Below are 25,312 nucleotides of genomic sequence, written 5' to 3'. Positions count from 1 at the left end.
ACGTGAAACAAAAAACTCCAATAAAATTGGAGTTTTTTGTTTCACGTTTTTTTTTTGAAATATAACCATATATAAAAAGTATTCAAATAGAAAACTGATGGTATCTTTATTTAATGAGCATAGTTGGCTAGGAAGATTTTCTATACCTTATTCTTAACGGCTAACAGCATAATATGAGAAGGTGTAGTTTTTGTCAATAGTTTGTTTAGATCAGATTGCTTTTTTTATGAAATTTTAGAGTTTATTAAGCTTTTGCCAATAATAGATAGAAGTGTTGTGTTACTCTTTAAATTATTTGAGTACAATTAAAAAAGTATAGATAGGTTTAATATAGAGACTTATAGTTATGTAATTATATAGTAAAAAAACTAACAATATTATTAAAGTAATTATTGAAAAACACGTAGCCTAATATGTTTGTTGCACAAAACAATAATATATAAAAGCAAAACACTTGCAAAAATGTTTTGCAAGTGTTTAATTAATAATCAACATAGATTATTTAGGGTTAAGTATTTTTATAAAACTATTTTTTGATAAACTGTTTTACTGATTTTAAGTTGTCGTTCTCAATTGTTATAAAATAATTCCCAGAAGCCAGATTAGCAACATTAATAATCATTGAATTATTGTTAATTAGATTAATGTTAACTTCTCTAGATAAAAGCCTTCCGGTAATATCATATAGAGATATTTTGGCATCTTGTAACGAAGAAGAACTACTTATGTTTAATAATCCATTTGTTGGATTTGGATAAATAGTAAGTTCCGTGAAACTATTTTCTTCTAGAGACAGAGGATTAATAACTCCTTCTACTACAAAGTTATCTATTAATGCTCCTTCTTCTGCGTAAGCCTCATCTGCGTGATATGTAAATCTAAATACAATACTTGTTTGAGCAGACCCAGTACTGTCAAAAGCACTTAAAGTATGACTGTATCTATGCATTGTGCCTACTCTACCTCCATCTGTGTGAGTTGTTACATCAGCAGCTTCTCCAGTCCATTGGGCTCCAACACAATTAAAACAATCTATACCATTTGGCAATCTAGAACTATTATACCAATTTACATCTGTTGAAGTACCTAATACTGTCCAAGAAGTACCTCCATTAGTTGAGTACTCCATGTATAATAAATCCCAGTCTTGTTCAATATCAAATGCTAAATCAAATTTAACAAAAGTGTCTTTTAGTGATGATAAATCATAACATTGAGAAACTAAATAAAATTTAGAACCATCACCATGTATTCCGTTTAGATTTGTACCATATACTTTTGAACCGCCTGCTACAGAATTTGTCAAAGATCTACCCGGTCCTGGTCCATATGCAACACCTCTATTCCAGGTTGCAGCAGTACCTCCATTATCATATGCTACTAAATTATCGGTTGCGGTTTCAAATGTGTTTATAACATTTTCTACACCTGAATCGTTAACATTTACAAAAAATGATACAGGTACAGTAACTGGATTTGTTCCTGTAATAACAATTTCATGAGCTCCTCTAGTTAGAGTTCCATAAGTAAATGGCACGCCAGAAGTAACCGAACATGAGTTGATGTTTCCTGTCCAGCTTCCAGCATTAGTAGCTCCACCATCAATTGTGTAGTTGTAATTAAACTGAGATATTGCACTTGTATTTAAGTTTGATAAAGTAAGTGTTACAATATCTGAACCACAAGTGTTTAATGTGACATTAGCTTTTATGTATGCTAAAGGCATGTCAAATGCTTGCGTACCATCTGCTCTAGAAGCTGAAGTGCCTTGTATAGCTGAAGCTCCAAGTCCTCTTCTTGCAAATACCTCCCAAATAAGACATTGATTGTCTCCTCCTGTTAATGCAATATCTGCGCTAAGTAATGCATCTCTAGAATCAACAAACCCTGATCCACATGGTTGTAATTTTAAGCCATCTAACACTAATTGCATTACTCTGTTATTTCCACCAGTCCCATTATATAAATCTGCATCAAAACCATATTTATCAACATATGCCCAAGTTAAATCCCATAGCATAGCGCACCATACAGATCCAACTCCGTGAGGAACTGCTTCTGTTTTAATGCTGTTATATGTATGAGGATTTGTAGTCATGCTGGTTGAGTATTTATAAGTTCTAATACCGCCTCCTGTTGTAGTTTGATTTATTGCATATGTACCAATACCTCTACCTGTAGTTCCTACGTCACCAGGTTTCATAGTAATCATTAATGCAAACCAATCAGCCCAACCTTCACCTTGTTGTTCGTCTCCAGATAAACAACCACTGTTGTTTGGACCTCCACCTAATCTTGTTGATATACCGTGCCCGTATTCGTGAGCAACTATTCCATTATCTAAATCTCCATCTTTATCAGGGTTAGCAGCAGTCCATATATACATTTGCATTCTACCACTAGTACCATCTGCAGGAGTACTGAAGTTTGCGTTATTAGTTCCTCCACCATCTTGTGCCTCCGCTTTTACATAATCGCCACCAATACCACCATTTCCATAATTGTTTTGTTGAAAGTTTCCTGCTGCTTCGTCAAATCCATAGCTATACCATATGTCATGCATCATGTTAGACATGTAGAACAAATTAGTAGTGTTTGAATTTAAATTTTGTGCAGCGGTTGTATTTGTACTTGGAGCCAAACTTAAATTTGAAGTAAAATCAAAAGATAAAGCGGCACCACCATTCGGTTCGTTACCTGGACTAGTATTTGTGTTTGCTATATCATTATAAGCATGTACATTATTTCCTCTTGTAATTGTATACTCTGCGCCTAAAACTCCATTAGTATCATGCCATCCATATGGTGATGCTGTAGTGTTTTCTGGGTCAACAACAAGAGCTCTTCCAGTTGTATGAATTGGGCTTTCTGCAGGAAGGGCATATACCCTGTATTGAGCCCCACCAACCATCATAGATGGTTTTTTTGAGAACATACTTATTTCGTTTTTGTTACTTGGGTCATCATGTGAGTGATTTCCAGTAATATTGCAAGGAGTTCCAAAATCACAACTTATTACTAAATCGTTAAATTCTATAATCTCACCTGATATTGCGTCTACTCTTGCACTCCAATTGTGTTTCCCATCAATTGTGTAAAGACTTAAATCCCAAGATAATTTTAATTCTAGTTGATCTACATATGTGTAAACTAATTTAACAGGTATGTTTTCTAAAAAAGAATCTCCTTTGTCGAAAATATAACTATTTTTAGTAGAACTTAATATCTTAAGGTTACTTGGTGACTTTAATTTAAAATGTGAAGCAACTTTTTGAATAGCTTCTTCTTTGCTTATTGAAGGCGATACGGTATTGATTTTTTCTTTTACATTCTTCACAAATGCACTTCCTACATAAAAAACATTGTCATCTTTAATAGCAATACTTGATATTGCATTAAAAATTTTTATACCTTGATATTGTTGACCAACATACACATGAGTAATCTGTGTTTTTTTTGTAAGATACTCACTGTCTACATATAGGTTTTGAAGATCAGAGTCTGATAATTCATATTTTTTTAATGATAAATGTTGTTTGATTTTATCACTATATTTAGATGATTTCAAATCATCTTGTGAATATCCGTTTTTTACGATAAATAAAAAAAAGACTGCGATAAATAAGGGAAAGTAATTTTTTTTTGCCATTTCATTGAAAATTTATAGGAATTTGATGCAATATATAAAAATATTTCTTTTTTATTATGGTTAACAATTGTTAAAAATATATTCATACTATGACTATGGTCGAATTTCTCATTTCAAAAACATATATTTGTTTTGATAACTTTCTTAAACTAAAAATATAAAATGAAAAATTACATTTTTAAAGGAAGCCTAGGCTTCCTTTTTTTAGCTTCACTATTAAATTCTTGTAAAGCAAAGCAAGAAGCGGTTAAGGCTGTTGAAATTGTTGAAGTCAAAAAAGAATCGACTGGTATTAATACTAACTTTATGGATACTTCTGTGAAACCTTCAGATGATTTCTTTCGTTATGTAAACGGAAAATGGTTAGATAATACAGAAATCCCAAGTGATAGAACTCGTTGGGGTAGCTTTGATGAACTTCGTAAAAATACAGATGAAGACGTTATGGCTATTTTAAAAGAAGCTATTGACGACAAGTCTATCGATCCAAAATCTGATCAAGCTAAAGCAATTAACTTATACAAGTCTATTTTAGATACCGTAGCAAGAGATAAACAAGGTATTGATCCATTAAAACCTTATTTAGCAAAAATTGATGCAGTAAAATCAGCTAAAGATGTTGCAGCATTAATCACTGAAATGGAAGCTGACGGGAATGGTGTTGGTTTTTTTGGAAGTTATGTGTATACCGATGCTAAAAATAGCAGTAGGAATGTAGTCTATTTAAGTACTGGAAGCCTTGGTTTACCAGACAGAGATTATTATGTTTCGGATGCGCCAGATAATGTTGAAAAACGTGAAAAATACCAAGCACATGTTGCTAGAATGTTACAATTTATTGGTCAAGATGAAAAATTGGCAACTTCAAGCGCTGCTAAGATTTTAGCTTTAGAAATTAAAATGTCAACTGCAACTTTAGATAGAGTTGAACGTAGAGACAGAAGAAAAACATATAATCCTATGACGATTGCTGAATTGCAAAAGTTAAGTCCATCAGTAAATTGGACAAAGTATTATGAGGGAATTGGAATGGGAAAACTTGATTCTATTGTAGTTTCTCAACCAAAATATGTGGAAACAGTTGAGTCTATTTTAAAAGAAAATAAGTTAGATTCTTGGAAAGCTTATATGAAATGGACTTTATTGCGTCAATCTTCAGGACTTTTAACTACTGAAATTGCTAATGCAAATTGGGAATTTTACGGGAAAACGTTAACAGGAGCAGTACAACAACGTCCAGCTGACGAAAGAGCATTGGCAACTGTAAATGGAACTTTAGGTGAAGCTTTAGGAAAATTATATGTAGAGAAAAAATTCCCTGCAGAAGCCAAAGCCAAAGCAGAAGCAATGATTAAAAATGTCTTTTTAGCATTTGAAAGTCGTATTGATAATTTACCTTGGATGACAAAAGCAACTAAGGAAAATGCAAAATTAAAACTTAGAAAATCGAGAGTTAAAATTGGTTATCCAGATAAATGGAAAGATTATTCTGAACTTGTAATTGTTGCTCCTGAAAATGGAGGGACTTATTTTGAAAACATGAAAAATGCATCAAAATGGGGTAATAATGAAAACATTAAGAAACTTGGAAAACCAGTTGATAAAGAAGAGTGGGGAATGTCTCCGCAAACGGTTAATGCTTACTTTAACCCTTCAAACAACGAAATCGTTTTCCCAGCAGCAATTTTACAACCACCTTTTTATGATTATAAAGCAGATGAAGCTGTAAATTACGGTGGAATTGGAGCTGTAATTGGCCACGAAATTTCTCATGGTTTTGACGATTCAGGTTCTCGTTATAATGCGGATGGAAACTTAGTAAACTGGTGGAGTGATGAAGATTTAACACAATTTACTTCACTTGGAGGTGCTTTAGCAGATCAATATTCCAACTTACAACCATTACCAGGAACTTTTGTAGATGGTAAATTTACACTAGGTGAAAACATCGGAGATTTAGGTGGAGTAAATGCTGCTTATGATGGTTTACAAATTTATTTGGCTAAAAACGGAAACCCAGGATTAATTGATGGTTTTACACCAGAGCAACGTTTCTTTATTTCTTGGTCAACTATTTGGAGAAGTAAAATGCGTGATGAAGCAATTAAAAATCAGGTTAAGACTGATCCGCATTCGCCAGGACAATATAGAGCTTATGTGCCTTTACAAAATGTTGATTCTTTCTATAAAGCATTCAGTATTAAAGAAGGAGATGGAATGTATCTTGCTCCAGAAAAAAGAGTAAAAATTTGGTAATCCAAATTCTATTATAATTCAAAATCCCAAGTGAAAGCTTGGGATTTTTTATTTCTTTTTAATAGCTCTGTTTACCATAAACAAACCAGAAAGCGTAATTAGTCCGCCAATGATAATTGCTGTGCTTAAGGATTCGTTAAAAAGCAAATAACCAAACAATAAAGCAACCATTGGGTTAATGTAAGCATATAAACTACTTATCTCTTTTGGTAAGTGTTCTAAAGAATATATAAATGCAATAAAAGTCAATACAGAACCAAACAATACCAAATAGCCAATTGCCCACCACGAGATAGCTGGAATGTCATTTAACGGCATGCTTATGCCTGATAATTCACAAACAGAAAACATAACCGCACAAGAGATAAGCATTTGTAACCCAATATTAAAATACGGATTAAAATTGGTGTTGTTTTCTTTAATATAAATAGTAGATAAAGCCCAAGTAAAGGTTGCTATGATAGATAAAATAATTCCAAATTGAAACTCTGGATTTAAAAAATCGTTGAGGTAATCGTAAAAGATGACACAGATTCCTAAAAAGCAAATTACCAATCCTAATGTAGCACGCCAAGACACTTTTTCACCTCTAAAAAAACTAATGATTACAATCCAAAGTGGAAATATAGAACCAATAATGGCTCCTAAACCACTCGAAATATATTTTACACCCCAAGTGCTTAAGCCGTTACTCAACATAAAGTTTAGAATGCTCAAAATAAGAATATTTCGCCATTGTCTTTTGTTTGGCCAAGGTGCTTTTATAGCTAAGAAATAAATTAAAAAAATAAGTCCACCAAACAACTGTCTAATAGCAACTAATTGAAGAGCTGGCATGTGTTTTACTCCTTCTTTTGACGCAATCCAAGTTGTTCCCCAAAAAAAACAACACCAACAAAGCGCAAGAATGGGTAAGCCAATTGCGTTTTTCTTTTTAGTAATATAGTTATGAAAAACGCTGTAATATGCCATTTTTTAAATTTGTTTTTGAAAGGAGTAATCCAGAATTTTTTGTAATTTTTGACTGCTTACTATTTTGCCTTTAGATATTGAATCTTTTGCAAAAGTAGGAACTTTTAAATTCATTTCTAAAGCTTTTTTGTGATAATATTCTGCTCTTGTAGGATGTTCAGGTGCAACTGCATTGAAGGTTTCTTCCCAGTAATTTTGCAAAAGAATCTTTTCAATAATTCCAATACAATCGTCTTGATGAATAAAGTTAATAGGCGCTTCTGGGTTTTCGACATTTTCTCTTCCTGCTAAGAATTTTATAGGATGACGATCTTTGCCAATTAATCCGCCAAAACGAACAACTGTGGTTTTAAAATTGGGATTGGATTGTAATAATTGTTCTACTTCAATTAATTGTTTTCCACCTTCAGAATCTGGGTTTGGAATAGATTCTTCATTCAATTCAACAATTGGAAAAGTATCACCATAAACTGAAGTCGAACTTATAAAAAGTACTTTTTTAATTGCCGACTTTTCAATTTCTATTATTAAGTTTTTGATTTTAGAAACAAAATTTTCCGTTTGAGAACCTCTTAATTTTGGTGGAATATCAATAATTAAAACCTCTGATTTGGTAAGAAAATCAATGATGTTTCCTATTATTTTATCTTCGTATAATGCTATTAAATAAGGTTGAATTTTGTTTGCTTCTAATACAACTAACTTTTCTTCAGAAGTTGTTGAACCTTTAATGGAAAATCCGTTTTCAATTAACTTTTTGGCTAAAGGAAGCCCAAGCCATCCGCAACCTAAAATGGAAATGTTTTTCTCTTTCATACTTATCCTTAGCTAACTTTCTTAACTAGCATAAAAAAATCATCTTCTAATTGTCGGTAACCTTGGTCGTATAAGAAGTAATAAACATTTCCTGTTTTTGTAGTTAACATGCTTGTAAAAAACTCAAAATCGAAACCTTTACTCAATAATTTAGTTTTGGTTGTTTTTGATTTTTCTTCAGGGTTTAATTCGCAGAGAATTCTATAATTTTTACGCAATTTGTTATTAATGTTACGCATTAAATTATTAGAATCTTTATTCATTTTGTTGTTGTACGCATTTCTGCAACCGTCGCTACAAAACTTTTTATCTTCTCGGCCAATAATTTTATCGCCACATTCTAAACAGTCTTTACTCATTTAATTTATTTTTTAAAATAATAAATATTTCTTCAACTTTTTTCATGTTACAATTTGTTAAAAGGATTTCTTTAACTCCATTTATATGTGAAATTCTTAATGTTGTAGAGTTTTTTGGAAGTCCCCATCCTGAAATTAAAATTGTAATTATTTTTGAAAATAGGTTGTCATTGAAAATCAATTCAACATCAATGATTTCTGTTAATTTATAATTGCAATTGGCTTTTTTAAAATCTTCATTGTTAACTATTAAATAGTCTCTGTCTATAAATAGTTCAAACTTCGGGTTGTTTCTAATTAAATTAGTGTTCATTACTTCTTAAAATTAAAAACGACTTCTTCTTTCGATTCTTCAAAATAAGCATAGACATTCACTTCATTATCCGAAACTTTTTCGAAAGTAAAATTGTCAAAATACATTCTGTTTTTTTCTTTCTTAATGAATCTAAAATCTTCCGATTTGTCTTTTTCTTCCCAACCTTTTAAATTGGGGTCAAAATGTTTTATTTGGTATAAAAGCGTGTTCTCTTTTTCAATAATATGTCCCAATTCATAAAAAGCAACTTTTCCATCTGCTACTAATTTAAAGTTAAACATCATCGAGCCTCCAGTTGGTTTGCTCCAGTTTTCTTCAAATTTTCCTCCAAAAGCTTCTCCTTTCCAGTTTCCTTCTAGCCAAGAAATATCCTCTAATGTTGCTTTTGCAGAACCTTTTTCATCATTATAATGCAAGGTGTTTTGTGCAAAACTAAATGATGTTATAAGTAGTAATAAAAGGATGTGTTTTTTCATTATTTCAACTTTGTTAAACTGTATAAATCGTGTCTTCTGTCTTTCATGGTTCTCACACTTCCATGTTCGTGTAACACTTTTAAATCTTGAATGTTTACATCTACAATTAAAGTCATTTCTGTATTTGGCGTTGCTTCAGCTTTAATTCCGTTACTTGGAAAAGCAAAATCAGATGGTGTAAAAACTGCTGCTTGTGCATATTGAATATCCATGTTGTTTACTTTTGGTAAGTTTCCTACACAACCTGCAATAGCTACATAACATTCGTTTTCAATAGCTCTTGCTTGTGCACAATGTTTTACACGAGTATAGCCGTTTTGCGTATCGGTTAAGAAGGGTACAAATAATATGTTCATTCCTTCGTCAGCCATTAAACGAGATAATTCTGGAAATTCAACATCATAACAAATTACAATACCAATTTTCCCACAATCGGTATCAAAAGTTTTAATGGTGTCTCCACCAGTTATTCCCCAATGGAAAGTCTCGTTTGGTGTAATGTGTATTTTACGATACATTTCGCTTGTTCCATCTCTTCTGCATAAAAAACCAACATTATAAACGTGTCCGTCTTCTAAATAGGGCATGCTTCCAGTAATGATGTTTATGTTATAAGAGATAGCATATTCTTGGAATTTTTTATGAACTGCATCCGTATGTCTTGCTAAACCTTTTATTGCTTCTGCTTCAGAAAGGTGATTATAATCTGCCATTAATGGTGCAGTAAATAATTCTGGAAATAAGGCGAAATCACTTCCGTAACCCGAAACAGCATCGATGAAAAATTCTGCTTGGTCAAATAGAGCTTGAATGTTATTCAAGGTTCTCATTTGCCATTGAATTAATCCTAAACGAACAATGTTTTTTTCTGTATTAATTAGCTTTGGACTATCGTCATAATAGATATTATTCCATTCTAATAAAACGGCATATTCCATTGATTCTTTATCGCCTTCTAAATAATTTTTAAGCACACGAACTTCGTGGAAATCATTACTTAACTGAAACGATAAAACCGGATCGTAAATTTCTTTTTTCTTTACTTTGTCTATATAAACTTTAGGAGTAATTTCATCTTTGTATTTTCCATAAGTTGGAATTCTACCAGCAAAAATGATTGATTTTAAATTTAATTGCTCACATAATTCCTTACGTACATCATACATACGACGACCAAGTCTTAATCCACGGTATTTTGGATTAATAAAAACATCAATTCCATACAATGCTTCTCCATCTGGGTTATGCGTGTCAAAAGAAAAATTACCAGTAATGCCTTTATATGTTCTCGTTTTAAAAGCAAATTCTTCCGTTACCAAAATAGATAAAGCAGAACCAACAACAACTCCATCTACAACAATTACTAATTGTCCGTCAGGGAATTTTTTTAATAAAAGTTCAATTTGATCTTCTTTCCAAAAAGATTCCGCCATTTCTGGATAGGATTCAATCATTGACTTTTTTAACTCTTTATAATCTTCAATTTGTAAGTTTCTTAACTCAACGCTTTTAATATTTGCAGGCATAAATTATTTTTTGTTTTTGCGAATATAGTAAAAATAATAAACGTTTACAAATGGTTACAAACATTTACAACCGAAAGTAAATAGATAAATACCGAATAACACTTTTTTGTTGCCACATCTTTGCACTGTCGAAATGAAACACTCACAATTTTAATAACAGATGTTTTATGAGGCACTAAAAATAATTTTATATAAACAATTTAAATTTACACGCCATGAAAAACAGAGTACAATTAATCGGACACGTAGGGCAAGAGCCAGAAGTTAAAAACTTAGAAGGAGGAAAGAAATTAGCAAACATTTCTATTGCAACAAATGAAGTGTATTACAAGGACAACGGTGATAAAGTTGAAAAGACAGAATGGCACCGCGTTACAGCTTGGGGAAAAACAGCTGAAATTATAGAGAAGTACGTTACTAAAGGAAAAGAACTTGCAATAGAAGGTAAGCTTACAACCAGAAGTTACGACGACAAAGAAGGCGTTAAGCGCTACATTACAGAAATTGTCGCAAATGAAGTTTTGCTTTTAGGAAAGTAATTAGCAGATGGAAACAAAAAACCACGCATTTGCGTGGTTTTTTTATTTTAAAATATTTAAAACTTCTTCAATATTGTTTAAGGCTAAGAAATTTTCATGTTCTATTTCAAAGTCTATTTTTTCATATTCCCAAGTAGTTGCATAAGGAACGTGAATCCCAAATCCTCCTAAATTTATAATTGGCAAAATATCCGATTTTAGAGAATTTCCAACCATTAAAAAATCTTCTGCTTTAATTTCTAAACGACCAAGCATTTTTTCGTAATCTAGTTCGGTTTTATCACTTAATACTTCAATGTGGTGAAAATAATGTCCAATTCCTGAATCATGTAATTTTCTATGTTGGTCTTTTAAATCGCCTTTTGTAGCCATTACCAATTTGTAATTTCCGTGAAGCTCTTGCAGAACATTTTCTACATTTGGCATTAACTCTACGGGCTTTTGTAATAAGTCTTTACCGATTGTAATAATCTGCTCAATTCCTTTTCCCGAAATATTATTGTCGGTAATTTTTAAAGCAGTTTCAATCATAGAAAGTGTAAAAGCTTTAATTCCAAACCCGTAAATAGGTAAATTTTTGACCTGATGGTTTAAAATCATTCCTAATATTTCCTGACTAGAAGCAAAATCTTGAAACAGTTTGCAAAAACGCGCTTGGGCTTCATCAAAATAAGGTTCGTTGTGCCAAAGGGTGTCGTCTGCGTCGAATGCTATAATCTTTGCGTTTTTCATCTTAACTAATTAATCCTCCATTCATTACTCCTTCAGCATCTGGATTTACAAAAACTAATTTTCCGTTTGGCAAATTAGTCATTAAAATCATTCCTGCACTTTCCACTCCACGTAATGCTCTTGGCGCTAAGTTTACTAAAACTGTAACACGTTTTCCAATTACTTCTTCCGGCGAAAAATGTTCTGCAATTCCAGAAACAATCGTTCTTACGTCAATTCCGGTATCTACTTTTAAAACTAGTAATTTATTAGCCTTAGGCATTTTTTCTGCTTCCAAAATAGTTCCAACGCGTAAATCTAATTTTGTAAAATCGTCAAAAGTTGCAATTTCTTTTTGCGGTTCTGCTTTAGCATTCTCCATAACATTTGCTTTTTTAGTAGCTTCTAATTTGTCTATTTGTTTTTGAATTTCTTCATCCTCAATTTGAGCGAATAAAATTTCTGCTGCCCCAATTTGATGTTCTGCTGGTAATAAATCTGATCTTTTTGAAATGTCACTCCAACTTAAACCGCTATCGTTTTGGTTTAATATATTTTTTAATTTTGCAGCTGTAAAAGGCAAGAAAGGTTCGCATAAAACACTTAAAGCAGAAGCAATTTGAAGCGCAACATACATTTGTGTTTTAACTCTTTCGGCATCTGTTTTTACCATTTTCCATGGTTCTTCGTCTGCTAAATATTTATTTCCTAAACGAGCCACATTCATAACTTCACCAAGTGCTTCTCTAAAACGGTAACGCTCAATTGAAGAGGCAATTACTGCAGGATATGCTTTTAGTTCCGATAAAGTTTGTTGGTCAACTTCTGAAAATTCATTTGGAGCAGGAACAATACCGTCGTAATATTTATTAGTTAAAACCACCACACGATTAATGAAATTTCCAAGAATGGCTGCTAATTCATTATTGTTTCTTGCCTGAAAATCTTTCCAAGTAAAGTCATTGTCTTTTGATTCGGGAGCATTTGCAGTTAATGTATAACGTAAAGCATCTTGTCTGCCTGGAAAATCTTGTAAATATTCGTGTAGCCAAACTGCCCAGTTTTTAGAAGTAGATAATTTGTTTCCTTCTAAATTTAAGAACTCATTTGCAGGGACATTGTCTGGTAAAATATAACTTCCTTCTGCTTTTAACATTGCTGGGAAAATTATACAATGGAATACGATATTGTCTTTTCCAATAAAGTGAATCAGTTTCGTATCTTGGTCTTTCCAATAAGGTTCCCAATCTTTTCCTTCTCTTGTGGCCCATTCTTTAGTTGCAGAAATGTATCCAATAGGAGCATCAAACCAAACGTATAATTTTTTCCCTTCGGCACCATCGACAGGAACGTCAATTCCCCAGTCTAAATCACGTGTAACAGCTCTTGGTTCTAAACCTCCGTCAATCCATGATTTTACTTGTCCGTAAACATTAGTTTTCCAGTCGTTTTTATGTCCAACAAGAATCCACTCACGTAAAAAATCTTCATATCTATTCAAAGGTAAAAACCAATGCTTAGTAGATTTCATAATTGGAACGTCTCCAGTTATTGTTGATTTTGGATTAATTAAATCGGTTGCATTTAAAGTAGAACCACATTTTTCACATTGGTCACCATAAGCTTCTGGATTGTCACATTTAGGGCAAGTTCCAGTTACAAAACGATCTGCTAAAAATTGGTCAGCTTTTGCATCATATAATTGATCGGTAACTTCTTCTATGAAATCTCCTTTATCGTATAATTTTTTAAAAAACTCTTGCGCTGTATCATGGTGAATTTTAGCGGAAGTTCTTGAATAATTGTCAAATGAGATTCCAAAATCTATAAAAGACTGACGAATAATTCCATCATATTTATCAATTACTTCTTGAGGTGTAATACCTTCTTTTTTCGCTTTCATAGAAATAGCAACACCGTGTTCATCACTTCCACACATAAAAGCAACGTCTTTTCCTTGCATACGAAGGTAACGTGCATAAATATCAGAAGGAACATAAACACCTGCTAAGTGACCAATATGAATGGGGCCATTTGTATAAGGTAAAGCGGCAGTAATTGTATATCTTTTAGGATTTTGAATCATAATGCATTGAAATTTGAAGCAAAAATAATTCATTAAGCACGAAATGACGAATTTTTGTTTCATTTTGTTTACTTTTGAGATAAAGAAATCTGCTATGTTTAGATTTATTTTTTTGTTTATACTAATTTCAAACTTTTCACATTCCCAAAAGAAAATGAAAATTCCACCTTATTTAAAAAAAGGCGATACTGTCGCTATTGTTTGTACTGCTCGTAAGTTTATGCCTGAAGACGCAATCCCTGCTAAAGAATTGTTAGAATCTTGGGGATTAAAAATAAAACTAGGAGCTACTATTGGTTTAGATAGTTGTCAACTTGGCGGAACAGACACAGAACGTGCTGCTGATTTTCAAAATATGATGGATGATGACAATATCAAAGCCATTTGGTGTTCTCGTGGCGGTTATGGTACGGTTCGAATTATTGATATGTTGGATTTCACCAAATTCAAAAAGCATCCAAAATGGATTATGGGTTTTAGTGATGTAACCGTATTACACAGTCATGCTAATGTAGAACGCATTGCTACTTTACATTCTATAATGCCTTTTACGGTTCCAAAAGCACCTGAAGAAGTCAAAGAAACATTGCGAAAAGCTCTTTTTGGAGAACATATAGAATATAAAGTTCCTACAGTTTCTTATAATGTAAAAGGAAAAGCTACTGGCGAAATAGTAGGCGGAAATTTATCTATTTTATACAGTTTGTTAGGTTCGAAATCATCTCTTGATATGAAAGATAAAATCCTTTATATTGAAGATTTAGACGAATATTTGTATCATGTTGATAGAATGATGCAAAACATGAAGCGTAACGGTTACTTTGATAATGTAAAAGGTTTAATTGTTGGTGGAATGACTGATATGCACGATAATGAAATTCCTTTTGGGCAAAATGCAGTACAAATTATTACAGCAATTGCCTCACAATACAATATACCAATTGCGTTTGATTTTCCAGCAGGACATATGAAAGACAATAGAACCTTGGTTTTGGGAAGTCAAGTTGATTTTGAAGTAAACGATAAAGAAGTTAAACTAATTTTCAAAAACTAGTCACTTAAAAAATGGCCGAACATAATGAACTTGGTAAAATAGGTGAAGAATTAGCAGTTGAGTTTCTTCAAAAAAAAGGATATGCTATTTTGGAAACCAATTGGACTTTTCAAAAAGCTGAAATTGACATTATAGCTCAAAAAGAAAATGTTTTAGCTGTTGTTGAAGTAAAAACACGTTCAAGTATTGATTTTGGATTGCCACAAGACTTTGTAAAGCCTAAAAAAATCCAATTATTATTGAAAGCAATCAATGAATATGTAATTGAAAGCGACTTAAATGTTGAGGTTCGATTTGATATCATTGCTGTTTATAAAGAGAAGCAAAAATTTAACATTGAACACATAGAAGAAGCATTTTATTATTTTTAAGTTACATATGTAACAATTTGTTTCTTTTTGTATATTTGCGTAAAATTTTTCGATATGAAAACAATTTCTTCTGTTGTAGAGAACTATATTAAGGCAAAACCATTTTTATTAAATTCTTTGGCTCAAGGAATTATAAACTTAACATCTTTAGCAAGAATAATGGTTCCTGAACTTGAAAAAGAATTAGGGAAAGAGATTAAGCAAGGCGCAATTGTAATGTCTTTAAAAAGACTTTCAGAAGAGTTGGATTTTAAAATAAACAGGAAAATTTCTAAAGTTTTAATGAATATTGGTGAAATCACGGTTCGTTCTTCTTTAACAGATTTTACTTTTGAAATTTCAAACACTTTAAAAGAAAATCAAGGGAAATTAATTTTCGAAATCAATAAAAATCAAGATGTTTTTTACACTTCATCTAGAGGTGTAAGTGAAATGAACATTATTATCAGTTCTTCTTATTCTCATTTAGTAGATGACTTTTTTAACCACGAAAAAAGATCACTAAAATTAGAAAATTTATCTTCTATAACAGTTAAGTTGCCACAAGACAATATTTCGGTTCCAGGTGTGTATTACTATATTTTCCAAAAATTAGCTTGGGAAGGAATTGTTATTCATGAAGTTATTTCTACAACAAATGAATTTACAATAGTTGTTAGTGATGAGCAGATTGATGTTGCTTTTAAAGTTATTAAGGATTTAAAAAATATTCAAGAATAGTAAAAAAAAGGCTATTTTTTTCTACATCAAAAAAAGAAACGTATTTTTACCATTCTTATACTAAAAGGAGTAATTTTTAGTTTTAAGAATAAAAACGTTTTAATTTGAAGACTAATCATCTAAAATACGCATTAACATTAGGTTTAATGCTTTTTATACTCGCTTGTTCTGTTAGGAAAGATAAATTTATTAACAGAAATATGCATGCTGTTGCAACAGAATATAATGTTCTGTATAACGGTAATTTAGCATTAGATTCGGGTTTAGAAAATTTAAAATCTACATTTAAAGATAATTTCTGGGAGATTCTTCCTGTTGAAAGAATGCAAGAAACGGAGGAAAACTTTCTTCCTGGGCAAACTAAAAATCCAAATTTTACTCGAGCCGAAGAAAAAGCGGTTAAAGCTATCCAAAAGCATTCCATGAACATTGGTGGGATTGAAAAAAACACACAAATGGACGAGGCTTATTTGCTATTAGCTAAAGCTCGTTATTATGAAAATAGATTTATTCCTTCGTTAGAAGCGTTAAATTATATTCTATATAAATATCCAAATAGTGATAAGATTTATCATGCAAAAGTTTGGAGAGAAAAAGTGAATATTAGACTTGAGAATAATGAAGGAGCTATTAAAAATCTAAAAAAACTACTTGAGAAGCAAGATATTGTAGGTCAAGACTTAGCTGATGCTAATGCAATTCTGAGTCAAGCTTATAGAAATGTAGGTTCAAATGATTCTGCAATTGCAACTATTAAGGTTGCAAGATTAGAGACTAAAAATAAAGAAGAGAAAGCACGATATTCATTTATTTTAGGTCAGCTTTACGAATCGTTTGAATACAATGATAGTGCATTTGTAGCTTTCCAAGAAGTTATAGATATGAAGAGAAAATCTCCTCGTAGATATGTAATTCAGGCTCATGCAAAGCAAGCACAACAGTTTGATTATAAAAACGGAGATACTTTAGCATTTGTGGAAAAATTCACAAAATTATTAGAAGATAGAGAAAACAGACCTTTTTTAGATATTCTTAACCATCAAATGGGTGTTTTTTATGATAAAAATCAAAAGCCTAAAATTGCTGAAAAATTTTATAATAAATCGATTCGTTCATTTACTCAAGACGAATATTTAATTTCTTCAAATTATAGAAACATTGGAGAAATTTATTTCAAAGATGCTGAATATAAAATTGCAGGAAAATATTACGACAGTACATTATTAAGATTAAAAGAAGGCACTAGAGAATATAGAAAGTATAAAAAGAAAAGATTAAACTTGGTAGATGTAATTAAGTATGAAACTATTGCTCAACAGAACGATAGTATTCTAAATTTAGTTGCAATGAATGATTCTCAAAAGGTTGAATATTTTCAAAAGTACATTGATAAATTAAAAATTTCCGATGAAATTAAAGCAAAGTTAGAAGCTAAAGAGGCTGAAAAAGAAGCTAATATAGCAGCAAATTCTGCAATCAAGCCTGGTCAGCCGGGAGGAAAATTCAATCCTAATTCATTACTAAGCCCTCCTCTTAAGGGAAGTGTGGGTATAATGCCTCCAACATCAATTACAGATGAGCCAAATAATTTTTATTTTTACAATCCAGTAACGGTTAGTTATGGTAAAAGAGAGTTCGAAGGTAAATGGGGTAAAAGAGAATTAAAGAAAAACTGGAGATTGTCTTCAGATAAAACTATAGATTTTTCAACAAATGATATAGTCGATTTAGTAGTTGAAAGCGATTCTTTAGTTACTGAAATAGTAGAAAAGTATACAGTTGATTTTTACACTTCAAAATTGCCAACTTCTCAAACTGTGATAGATAGTTTGGCTAAAGACAGAAACTTTGCCTATTACCAATTAGGGGTTATTTATAAGGAAAAGTTTAAAGAATATGAATTAGCTGCTTCACGATTAGAACAATTGTTAAAAAACAGTCCAGAAGAAAGATTAATACTACCTGCTAAATATAATTTATTTAAAATTTACGAGATTTTAAAAACAAGTAAAGCTGAGGTTTATAAAAACGAAATTATTACTGAATATCCAGATAGTAGATATGCACAAATTATTCAAAATCCTTCTGTTGAATTAACAGACAGCGAAAGTCCAGAGAAAGTGTATTATAATTTATATAAATTGTTTCAAGACAATTCAATTAGAGAAGCTTCGGAAGAAGTTGAGTTGAGAATTGATCAATTTTTTGGAGATGAATCATTGCCTAAATTTGAGTTATTAAAGGCATATATTAACGCTAGACTTGAAGGAGTGGGTAGTTATAAAAAAGCATTGAATTTTGTAGCTCTAACTTATCCAGATGAGTTGGAAGGAAAACAAGCAGAAAATTTATTGCAAAATGATATTCCTAAACTTGAAGCATTTGAATTAGGAAAACTTGAGGCTACAGGATGGAAAGTTATTTTTATTAAGAATTTCCCCTTAAAGGAAGACTCTAAAAAGTTAACTGAAAAAATTAATAAATACATAAAAGACAGGAACAGTGTTTTGCTAAAAATATCAAGCGATCTTTATACAATTGATAAAGATATTATAGTAATTCACGGATTTGAAAAGTTGGAAAGTGCAAAATCTGTATTAAGTATACTGCAAGAGTTTAAAGATTATAAAATAAAAGATAAAGCGTATATCATTTCTTCTGAAGATTATAAAATCATTCAGTTTAAAAAGAACTTTAACGATTGGCTATTATTAAATAAACAATAAAAATTCAAAGACCATTATATTATGTTTGACAAAACTAAGAAAGATACAAGTCAATTAGGACAGACAAATAGAATTGTAGAAGGAACAGTGATTAAAGGTGATATAACTTCTAAGACCGATTTTAGGTTAGACGGAACATTAATAGGAAACTATAATTCAACATCTAAATTAGTTATTGGGCCATCAGGAGAAGTTCAAGGAGATGTTAAATGTGTAAATGTTGATATTGAAGGAAAGTTTTCTGGAAAACTTGAAGTTGCAGAACTTTTAGGAGTTAAAGCAACAGCAAGAATAAAAGGAGAAGTAATTGTTGGTAAACTATCTGTAGATCCAGGAGCAGTTTTTGAAGCAACTTGTGAAATGAAAAGTAATTTAAAAACCATTCCTTCAGATGAGCAAAAAGAAAAACTCGCTTAAGTGGTTGAGTCTAATTAATATTCCTTTTCAAATGGGAGTAATAATTTTTGCAGGAGTTTTTTTTGGTAATTATTTAGATGATAAAACAGGATTTTCGCCTCTGTTTGTGGTTTCAATTTCTTTAATTTCTATAGGAATAGCTCTTTATAATGTTTACAAGCAGGTTAAAGCCATTCAAGATAAAAATGATGATTAAAAGTTACTTTGCTTCGATTTTTTTAACATTTATTTTAGGTCTATTTTTTGGAGCTATAAATTATGTAGCAACAAAAGAAATAGTTTTATATAATTCAATTGAAGAAATCTATTTTTTTAATTTTGTTTTAACATTAGTTTCTTTTTTTGTTCTTTTCACAATAAATGTAAAATTTAATGACAAAGTTGGTTATGCATTTCTTGCATTAGGGATAATTAAAATGGCGGTTTCTGTAGTTTATTTAATGCCTTTAGTTAATTCCGATTTTTCAAATAAAATTCCTGATACATTAAGTTTTTTTTCTGCGTATTTCATTTTTTTAATAATTGAAAGTGTAGTTGTTGTTCGGCTATTGAATAAAAAGAATTGTTGATTGTGATTTGGAGTTATTTTTTTTTGAATTAATTTCGTTATTATGAATTATAATGTACCTTTGCAAAAAATTTTAAAACACTGTTTTTAACTAAATGTAGTTATGAAGATATTCGGAAAGGCCTTAAAGTTCGTTTTTTGTATTGCCATTTTAATGGTTGCAAATACTAGTTTTGCTAGTCATGGTGCTGAAGAAGGGAAAGAATTTAGTCCAACGGAATTAATAAATTCTCATATTGGTGATGCTCATGATTTTCATATCGCTGATTGGAATGGTCATTCGATTTCTATGCCGTTGCCAATTATTTTATGCACAGAAAGTGGTTTAGAAATTTTTTCTTCATCTATTTTTCATCATGATAATTCTGGTGAGCATCAAGTTGAAGTTAATGGACGAAAATTTGTAAAGTATAATGAAGTGATTTATTATGCGGATAAGTTTCCAACATTAACAGAAGAGCAAAAATCTGGAATGATGAATGGTTTTAATTTTGCAGAAAGGCCATTAAATTTTTCGATTACAAAGAATGCGTTTTCAATGATATTTTCTGTATTTCTTATTTTGTTATTGTTTATTATGACGGCTCGTTCATACAATAGAAACAAAATGGCTCCAAAAGGATTAGCTGGTTTTCTTGAGCCTCTTATTTTGTTTGTTAGAGATGACATTGCTAGACCAAACATTGGAGATAAGAACTATGAAAAATACATGCCTTATTTGTTAACGATTTTCTTTTTCATTTGGGTAAATAATTTAATTGGACTAATTCCATTTTTCCCATTTAGTTCTAACTTAACAGGAAATATATATTTTACTTTTGTTTTAGCTTTTATTACTTTCATAGTTACAACTTTAAGTGCAAAAAAGGACTACTGGTCACATATTTTTATGCCGCCAGTGCCTAAAGCTTTATATCCTATTATGATTCCTGTTGAAATTATTGGAATGTTGACTAAGCCGTTCGCTTTAATGATTCGTTTATTCGCGAATATTACTGCTGGACATATTATTATTTTAAGTTTAATTTCGTTGATTTATATATTTAAAACAGTTTGGATTTCGCCAGTTTCTGGAGCATTTGTATTATTTATGAGTGTGTTAGAAATGTTAGTTGCGGCTTTACAGGCTTATGTGTTTACACTGTTGTCAGCGTTGTTTATTGGTCAGGCAGTTGAAGAGCATGATCATCATTAAATTGAGTTTTATTAATTATTAACTATATAAATATTTTATTATGGTATTAGCTGGAATCGGTGCTGGATTAGCTGTTATTGGAGCAGGAATCGGAATTGGAAAAATTGGTGGTTCTGCAATGGACGCTATGGCAAGACAACCTGAGGTTGCTTCAAAAATTCAAACAGCAATGATTATTGCTGCTGCTCTTATCGAGGGTGTTGCACTTTTCGCGGTAGTAGTTGCTTTAATCGCTAAGTAATTAATTATCTTCTCACAACGGTTGGTTGTGAGAAGATTTTTTAAAACAAACAAACAAATAAATTATATATTATGAATTTCACTTCACCTGAAAGTTTAATTTTTTGGACAACTATAATTTTTGTAGTCTTTTTTATATTATTAAAAAAGTTTGCATGGAAGCCAATTTTAGAAGCTGTAAAAACTAGAGAAGAATCTATTAATGATGCGCTTCTTTCTGCTGAAAATGCTAAAAAAGATTTATTAAATCTTCAAGCAGATAACGAAAAGTTATTGGCTGAAGCAAGAGCAGAAAGAGATACTATGATAAAAGAGGCTCGTGAGTTAAAAGAAAAAATGATTGCAGACGCAAAAGAAGAGGCACAAGTGCAAGGAGAAAAAATGATTTCTCAAGCAAAGGCTTCTATTGAGTCTCAAAAAAATGCTGCAATTGCAGAGATAAAAAATCAAGTTTCTACACTTTCAATTGAAATTGCAGAAAAAATATTAAAAAGTGAATTAGCTAGCACAGAAGCTCAATCAAAATTGGTTGAGAAAATGTTAGTTGAAGCTAAATTAAACTAAAAGCATTATGGCAGGAACTAGAGCGGCTATTCGATACGCTAAAGCTATTCTTGATATTGCAAAAGCAAATGATAACACGGCAAGTGTAAACAATGATATGTTGTCTATTGTTGCAGCTGTTAAGGGAAGTGATGAATTGAAAGGCTTTTTATTAAACCCTACAGTTAGTGGAAATGTTAAGCTTAGTGCTTTATTAGAAGTTTTTGCTTCAGTACAAAACGAAACAAAAAGCTTGTTTCAATTACTTTTAGAAAATAAAAGATTTGAAATTTTACACGCTATTGCTTCAGAGTATAATACTTTATTTGATGAGTTAAATGGTATTGAAACAGCAATAGTTACTACTGCATTTCCTATCACATCTGATTTAGAAAGTAAAGTTTTAGCAAAAATAAAAGAGTTTTCAAATAAAAATATTACTATTCAAAATATTGTTGATCCTTCTATTATTGGTGGATTTGTATTGAGAATAGGAGATAAACAATTCAATGCATCAGTAGCTAGTAAGCTATTGGCATTAAAAAGAGAATTTAGTAATTAATAATAGTCAACGCACTCAATGAGTGTTTAAATTATAAATTAAAATGGCTGAAATTAAACCTGCTGAAATATCAGCAATCTTAAAAAAGCAATTATCAGGTTTTGAATCTGGTACTTCATTAGAAGAAGTTGGAACAGTACTTCAAGTTGGAGATGGAATCGCACGTGTTTACGGATTATCTAATGCACAGTATGGTGAATTAGTACAATTCGATAACGGGTTAGAGGCTATCGTTCTTAACTTAGAGGAAGACAATGTTGGTGTAGTATTATTAGGTCCTTCTACAGGTATTAGAGAAGGTTCTAATGTAAAAAGAACACAACGTATTGCTTCCCTTAAAGTTGGTGAACAAGTTGTTGGTCGTGTTCTAGACACATTAGGAAATCCTATTGATGGTAAGGGACCAATTGGTGGTGATTTATATGAAATGCCATTAGAAAGAAAAGCTCCTGGAGTTATCTTTCGTCAACCAGTAACCGAACCATTACAAACAGGTATTAAAGCAATTGATGCTATGATTCCAGTTGGTAGAGGGCAACGTGAATTGGTTATTGGTGACCGTCAAACAGGTAAAACTACGGTTTGTATCGACACCATTCTAAATCAAAAAGAATTTTACGATGCTGGTAAACCAGTATTCTGTATATATGTAGCAGTAGGACAAAAAGCATCTACAGTTGCTTCAATTGCAAAAACGTTAGAAGAAAAAGGAGCAATGGCTTATACGGTTATTGTTGCTGCAAATGCATCAGATCCCGCAGCAATGCAAGTTTATGCACCATTTGCTGGAGCTTCTATTGGAGAGTATTTCCGTGATACAGGTCGTCCTGCATTAATTGTTTATGATGATTTATCTAAGCAAGCAGTTGCTTACCGTGAAGTATCGTTATTATTAAGAAGACCACCAGGTCGTGAGGCTTACCCAGGAGATGTTTTCTATCTTCACTCTAGATTATTAGAAAGAGCTGCAAAAGTTATTGCTGATGATGACATTGCTAAAGACATGAATGACTTACCTGACTCTTTACGCCCAATCGTAAGAGGAGGAGGTTCATTAACAGCTTTGCCAATTATTGAAACTCAAGCTGGTGACGTTTCTGCTTATATCCCAACAAATGTAATTTCGATTACTGACGGACAAATCTTCTTAGATGGAGATTTATTTAATTCAGGTGTACGTCCTGCAATTAACGTTGGTATTTCTGTTTCTCGTGTTGGAGGTAATGCACAAATTAAATCAATGAAAAAGGTTGCTGGAACTTTAAAATTAGACCAAGCTCAATACCGTGAATTAGAAGCGTTTGCTAAATTTGGTTCAGATTTAGATGCAGTTACTATGAACGTAATTGAAAAAGGAAAACGTAATGTTGAAATTTTAAAGCAAGCAGTTAACGATCCTTATACAGTAGAAGATCAGGTTGCAATTATTTATGCAGGGTCTAAAAACTTGTTAAAAAGTGTTCCAGTAGCTAGTGTTAAAGAATTTGAAAGAGATTTCATTGATTATTTAAATGCTAAACATAGAGATACTTTAGACGGATTAAAAGCTGGTAAATTCACAGACGAAATTACTGATGTTTTACAAAAAGCTGCTAAAGAAGTTTCTGCGAAATATTAATTTATAAGTGAAAAGTAATTAGTGAATAGAACTAGCTTAAATAGCGACTAATCACTAATTACTAATCACTAATTATTTATAAAAAATGGCAAATTTAAAGGAAATTAGAAATAGAATTAGTTCCGTTTCATCTACGATGCAAATAACATCGGCAATGAAAATGGTTTCTGCTGCTAAGCTTAAAAAAGCTCAAGACGCTATTACAGCGATGCGCCCTTATGCCGAGAAATTAACTGAATTGTTGCAAAATTTAAGCGCTACTCTTGAAGGAGATACTGGTAGTCCATTTGCAGAACAAAGAGAAGTTAATAAAGTTTTAATTGTTGCTATTACTTCAAATAGAGGTTTATGTGGTGCTTTTAATTCTAATGTAATTAAAGGAGTTAGAAATTTATCTAGTTCTTATTCAGGAAAACAAGTTGATGTTTTTGCTATTGGTAAAAAAGGAAATGATGTTTTAAAGAAAACGAATACTATTGTTGATAATAAGAGTGAAATTTTTGATGATTTATCATTTGAAAATGTTTCTGATGTTGCTCAACTTTTAATGGATAAATTTGTTGCAGGTGAATATGATGAAATACATATTGTTTATAATCACTTTAAAAATGCAGCAACTCAAATCGTGAAAATTGAACAATTTTTACCATTAGCTCCAATTATTGGAGGTGAAGTTGTTTCTTCAGATTATATTTTTGAACCTTCAAAAGAGGAAATAGTATCGACTTTAATACCTAAGTCATTAAAAACACAATTGTATAAAGGAATTCGTGATTCTTTTGCTTCAGAACATGGCGCTCGTATGACTGCAATGCATAAGGCAACTGATAATGCAACCGATTTGAGAAACCAATTGAAATTAACATACAATAAAGCACGTCAAGCTGCAATTACTGGAGAAATCCTTGAAATTGTTGGTGGAGCAGAGGCATTGAACAATTAAACGAAGCTTAAGCAGAGTTAAATTTAATATGGTAGAAGCATTAAACAATTAAACGAAGCGTAAGCAGAGTTAAAAACATAGAATATTTAAAAGAGCCAAACTAAGTTTGGCTCTTTTTTTGCTATATAATTTGTACATTTAACTAAAATATTCTCAAGATGATAGTTTATAAATTAATAACACTTCTTTTCAGTTTTTCAATACTTTCTTGTGGAAGCACTAAAATGGATGCTCAAAAAATTGTAGATCAAACTCCAATAAAAGAAATTTACTCGCAATATTGGGTTGCTGGTGTAAGAGGTGGAGGAGCTGGAATAAATGTTTTTGTTAACTTAAATAATCCGTTTGATGAAGGATTGACTTTAGAAAAAATTCAATTTAAAACTTACGAGGCTCGTTTTGAAAAAACAAATGAGTTAAGTTATTTGGCTAGAATTAATACGGGTCAAAATAGGTTAAAAGGAATAAATGTAGAAGTTACAGATGCTGAAGAAGTAGTTGTTAATAATCCTGAAATTAATTTAAAAGAGAAACAAGCTATTTTATTTTTTAAAAAGGATGGTAAAACATATTCTAAAATTATAGAAAATGTAGAAGAAAGAGAAATGATTGCTTATCCTTCTATGAGAAGACCTACAGAATAACTATT

25 protein-coding genes are annotated in these 25,312 nt (G+C 31.4%); 16 read left to right on the top strand and 9 right to left on the bottom strand.

All coding sequences use genetic code 11. The features are described from left to right. Positions 1-526: 526 nt before the first annotated feature. Positions 527-3,649, bottom strand: coding sequence for a M36 family metallopeptidase (locus UXY25_RS10305; RefSeq protein WP_320815932.1), 3,123 nt, complete (start codon positions 3,647-3,649; stop codon positions 527-529). 162 nt (positions 3,650-3,811) lie between these two features. On the opposite strand from UXY25_RS10305, the gene UXY25_RS10300 reads away from it, so the two are divergent. Then, complete coding sequence (locus UXY25_RS10300; protein WP_320815931.1) at positions 3,812-5,905, top strand: M13 family metallopeptidase; 2,094 nt, start codon at positions 3,812-3,814, stop codon at positions 5,903-5,905. 48 nt (positions 5,906-5,953) lie between these two features. On the opposite strand, the gene UXY25_RS10295 is transcribed toward UXY25_RS10300, so the two are convergent. Genes UXY25_RS10295 through UXY25_RS10270 form a run of 6 tightly spaced genes read right to left on the bottom strand, consistent with a single transcriptional unit; the run spans position 5,954 to position 10,370 of the window. Further along, positions 5,954-6,877 carry a DMT family transporter gene (locus UXY25_RS10295; RefSeq protein WP_320815930.1) on the bottom strand — a complete coding sequence of 308 codons (924 nt, stop codon included), beginning with the start codon at positions 6,875-6,877 and terminating at the stop codon, positions 5,954-5,956. A gap of 3 nt (positions 6,878-6,880) precedes the next feature. After that, positions 6,881-7,693 carry an SDR family oxidoreductase gene (locus tag UXY25_RS10290; RefSeq protein ID WP_320815929.1) on the bottom strand — a complete coding sequence of 271 codons (813 nt, stop codon included), beginning with the start codon at positions 7,691-7,693 and terminating at the stop codon, positions 6,881-6,883. An 8-nt stretch (positions 7,694-7,701) separates the two neighbouring features. After that, the gene (locus tag UXY25_RS10285; protein ID WP_320815928.1) at positions 7,702-8,052 is read right to left on the bottom strand and encodes a hypothetical protein; all 351 of its coding nucleotides are present in this window, start codon (positions 8,050-8,052) and stop codon (positions 7,702-7,704) included. Continuing rightward, positions 8,045-8,365 (bottom strand): hypothetical protein, encoded by a 321-nt coding sequence (locus tag UXY25_RS10280; RefSeq protein ID WP_320815927.1) that lies wholly within the window; start codon positions 8,363-8,365, stop codon positions 8,045-8,047. The genes UXY25_RS10285 and UXY25_RS10280 overlap by 8 nt, the downstream gene beginning before the upstream one ends. Then, complete coding sequence (locus tag UXY25_RS10275) at positions 8,365-8,844, bottom strand: DUF6265 family protein (RefSeq protein WP_320815926.1); 480 nt, start codon at positions 8,842-8,844, stop codon at positions 8,365-8,367. Before UXY25_RS10275 ends, UXY25_RS10280 begins: the two co-directional genes overlap by 1 nt. Beyond that, positions 8,844-10,370, bottom strand: a complete 1,527-nt coding sequence (locus UXY25_RS10270) for a carbon-nitrogen hydrolase family protein (RefSeq protein WP_320815925.1) — start codon at positions 10,368-10,370, stop codon at positions 8,844-8,846. The genes UXY25_RS10275 and UXY25_RS10270 overlap by 1 nt, the downstream gene beginning before the upstream one ends. Positions 10,371-10,585: 215 nt before the next feature. Here UXY25_RS10270 and UXY25_RS10265 point away from each other — a divergent pair, with 215 nt between their 5' ends. Further along, positions 10,586-10,909, top strand: a complete 324-nt coding sequence (locus UXY25_RS10265; RefSeq protein WP_264559813.1) for a single-stranded DNA-binding protein — start codon at positions 10,586-10,588, stop codon at positions 10,907-10,909. Positions 10,910-10,951: 42 nt separating this feature from the next. On the opposite strand, the gene UXY25_RS10260 is transcribed toward UXY25_RS10265, so the two are convergent. Beyond that, complete coding sequence (locus tag UXY25_RS10260; RefSeq protein ID WP_320815924.1) at positions 10,952-11,641, bottom strand: HAD family hydrolase; 690 nt, start codon at positions 11,639-11,641, stop codon at positions 10,952-10,954. 1 nt (position 11,642) lies between these two features. Next, on the bottom strand, positions 11,643-13,739 hold the full coding sequence (gene metG, locus UXY25_RS10255) for a methionine--tRNA ligase (RefSeq protein WP_320816001.1): 2,097 nt from the start codon (positions 13,737-13,739) through the stop codon (positions 11,643-11,645). Positions 13,740-13,860: 121 nt separating this feature from the next. On the opposite strand from metG, the gene UXY25_RS10250 reads away from it, so the two are divergent. The 14 genes from UXY25_RS10250 to UXY25_RS10185 all read left to right on the top strand — a co-directional run bounded on the left by UXY25_RS10250 (position 13,861) and on the right by UXY25_RS10185 (position 25,307). Continuing rightward, the gene (locus UXY25_RS10250) at positions 13,861-14,760 is read left to right on the top strand and encodes an LD-carboxypeptidase (RefSeq protein WP_320815923.1); all 900 of its coding nucleotides are present in this window, start codon (positions 13,861-13,863) and stop codon (positions 14,758-14,760) included. Positions 14,761-14,771: 11 nt separating this feature from the next. After that, positions 14,772-15,131, top strand: a complete 360-nt coding sequence (locus UXY25_RS10245) for a YraN family protein (RefSeq protein ID WP_320815922.1) — start codon at positions 14,772-14,774, stop codon at positions 15,129-15,131. Positions 15,132-15,185: 54 nt separating this feature from the next. After that, a complete protein-coding gene (locus UXY25_RS10240; protein WP_320815921.1) occupies positions 15,186-15,851 on the top strand; it encodes an aspartate kinase in 666 nt (221 codons plus the stop codon). A 104-nt stretch (positions 15,852-15,955) separates the two neighbouring features. Continuing rightward, positions 15,956-18,577 (top strand): gliding motility protein, encoded by a 2,622-nt coding sequence (locus UXY25_RS10235; RefSeq protein ID WP_320815920.1) that lies wholly within the window; start codon positions 15,956-15,958, stop codon positions 18,575-18,577. A 21-nt stretch (positions 18,578-18,598) separates the two neighbouring features. Beyond that, positions 18,599-18,994, top strand: a complete 396-nt coding sequence (locus tag UXY25_RS10230; RefSeq protein WP_320815919.1) for a polymer-forming cytoskeletal protein — start codon at positions 18,599-18,601, stop codon at positions 18,992-18,994. Beyond that, positions 18,969-19,190: an AtpZ/AtpI family protein gene (locus UXY25_RS10225; protein ID WP_320815918.1), complete on the top strand. Its 222-nt coding sequence runs from the start codon at positions 18,969-18,971 to the stop codon at positions 19,188-19,190. The genes UXY25_RS10230 and UXY25_RS10225 overlap by 26 nt, the downstream gene beginning before the upstream one ends. After that, positions 19,180-19,563, top strand: a complete 384-nt coding sequence (locus tag UXY25_RS10220; RefSeq protein WP_320815917.1) for a hypothetical protein — start codon at positions 19,180-19,182, stop codon at positions 19,561-19,563. Before UXY25_RS10225 ends, UXY25_RS10220 begins: the two co-directional genes overlap by 11 nt. 102 nt (positions 19,564-19,665) lie before the next feature. Then, on the top strand, positions 19,666-20,757 hold the full coding sequence (gene atpB / locus UXY25_RS10215; protein WP_414601379.1) for a F0F1 ATP synthase subunit A: 1,092 nt from the start codon (positions 19,666-19,668) through the stop codon (positions 20,755-20,757). 40 nt (positions 20,758-20,797) lie between these two features. Further along, positions 20,798-20,998 (top strand): ATP synthase F0 subunit C, encoded by a 201-nt coding sequence (gene atpE / locus UXY25_RS10210; protein WP_320815916.1) that lies wholly within the window; start codon positions 20,798-20,800, stop codon positions 20,996-20,998. Between the two features lie 71 nt (positions 20,999-21,069). After that, a complete protein-coding gene (locus tag UXY25_RS10205) occupies positions 21,070-21,561 on the top strand; it encodes a F0F1 ATP synthase subunit B (RefSeq protein ID WP_320815915.1) in 492 nt (163 codons plus the stop codon). A gap of 7 nt (positions 21,562-21,568) precedes the next feature. Further along, the gene (gene atpH / locus UXY25_RS10200) at positions 21,569-22,102 is read left to right on the top strand and encodes an ATP synthase F1 subunit delta (protein WP_320815914.1); all 534 of its coding nucleotides are present in this window, start codon (positions 21,569-21,571) and stop codon (positions 22,100-22,102) included. Positions 22,103-22,145: 43 nt separating this feature from the next. Next, positions 22,146-23,720, top strand: coding sequence for a F0F1 ATP synthase subunit alpha (atpA, locus tag UXY25_RS10195; protein ID WP_320815913.1), 1,575 nt, complete (start codon positions 22,146-22,148; stop codon positions 23,718-23,720). Between the two features lie 85 nt (positions 23,721-23,805). Continuing rightward, positions 23,806-24,663 (top strand): ATP synthase F1 subunit gamma, encoded by an 858-nt coding sequence (gene atpG / locus UXY25_RS10190; protein ID WP_320815912.1) that lies wholly within the window; start codon positions 23,806-23,808, stop codon positions 24,661-24,663. Positions 24,664-24,821: 158 nt separating this feature from the next. Beyond that, complete coding sequence (locus tag UXY25_RS10185) at positions 24,822-25,307, top strand: hypothetical protein (RefSeq protein WP_320815911.1); 486 nt, start codon at positions 24,822-24,824, stop codon at positions 25,305-25,307. Positions 25,308-25,312 lie beyond the last annotated feature (5 nt).

It is taken from the genome of Flavobacterium sp., from assembly GCF_034111225.1.
In the GTDB taxonomy this organism is placed as follows: domain Bacteria; phylum Bacteroidota; class Bacteroidia; order Flavobacteriales; family Flavobacteriaceae; genus Flavobacterium.
The sequence above is the reverse complement of the archived record's forward strand: the minus strand, read 5'-3'. Positions and strand labels throughout refer to the sequence as shown.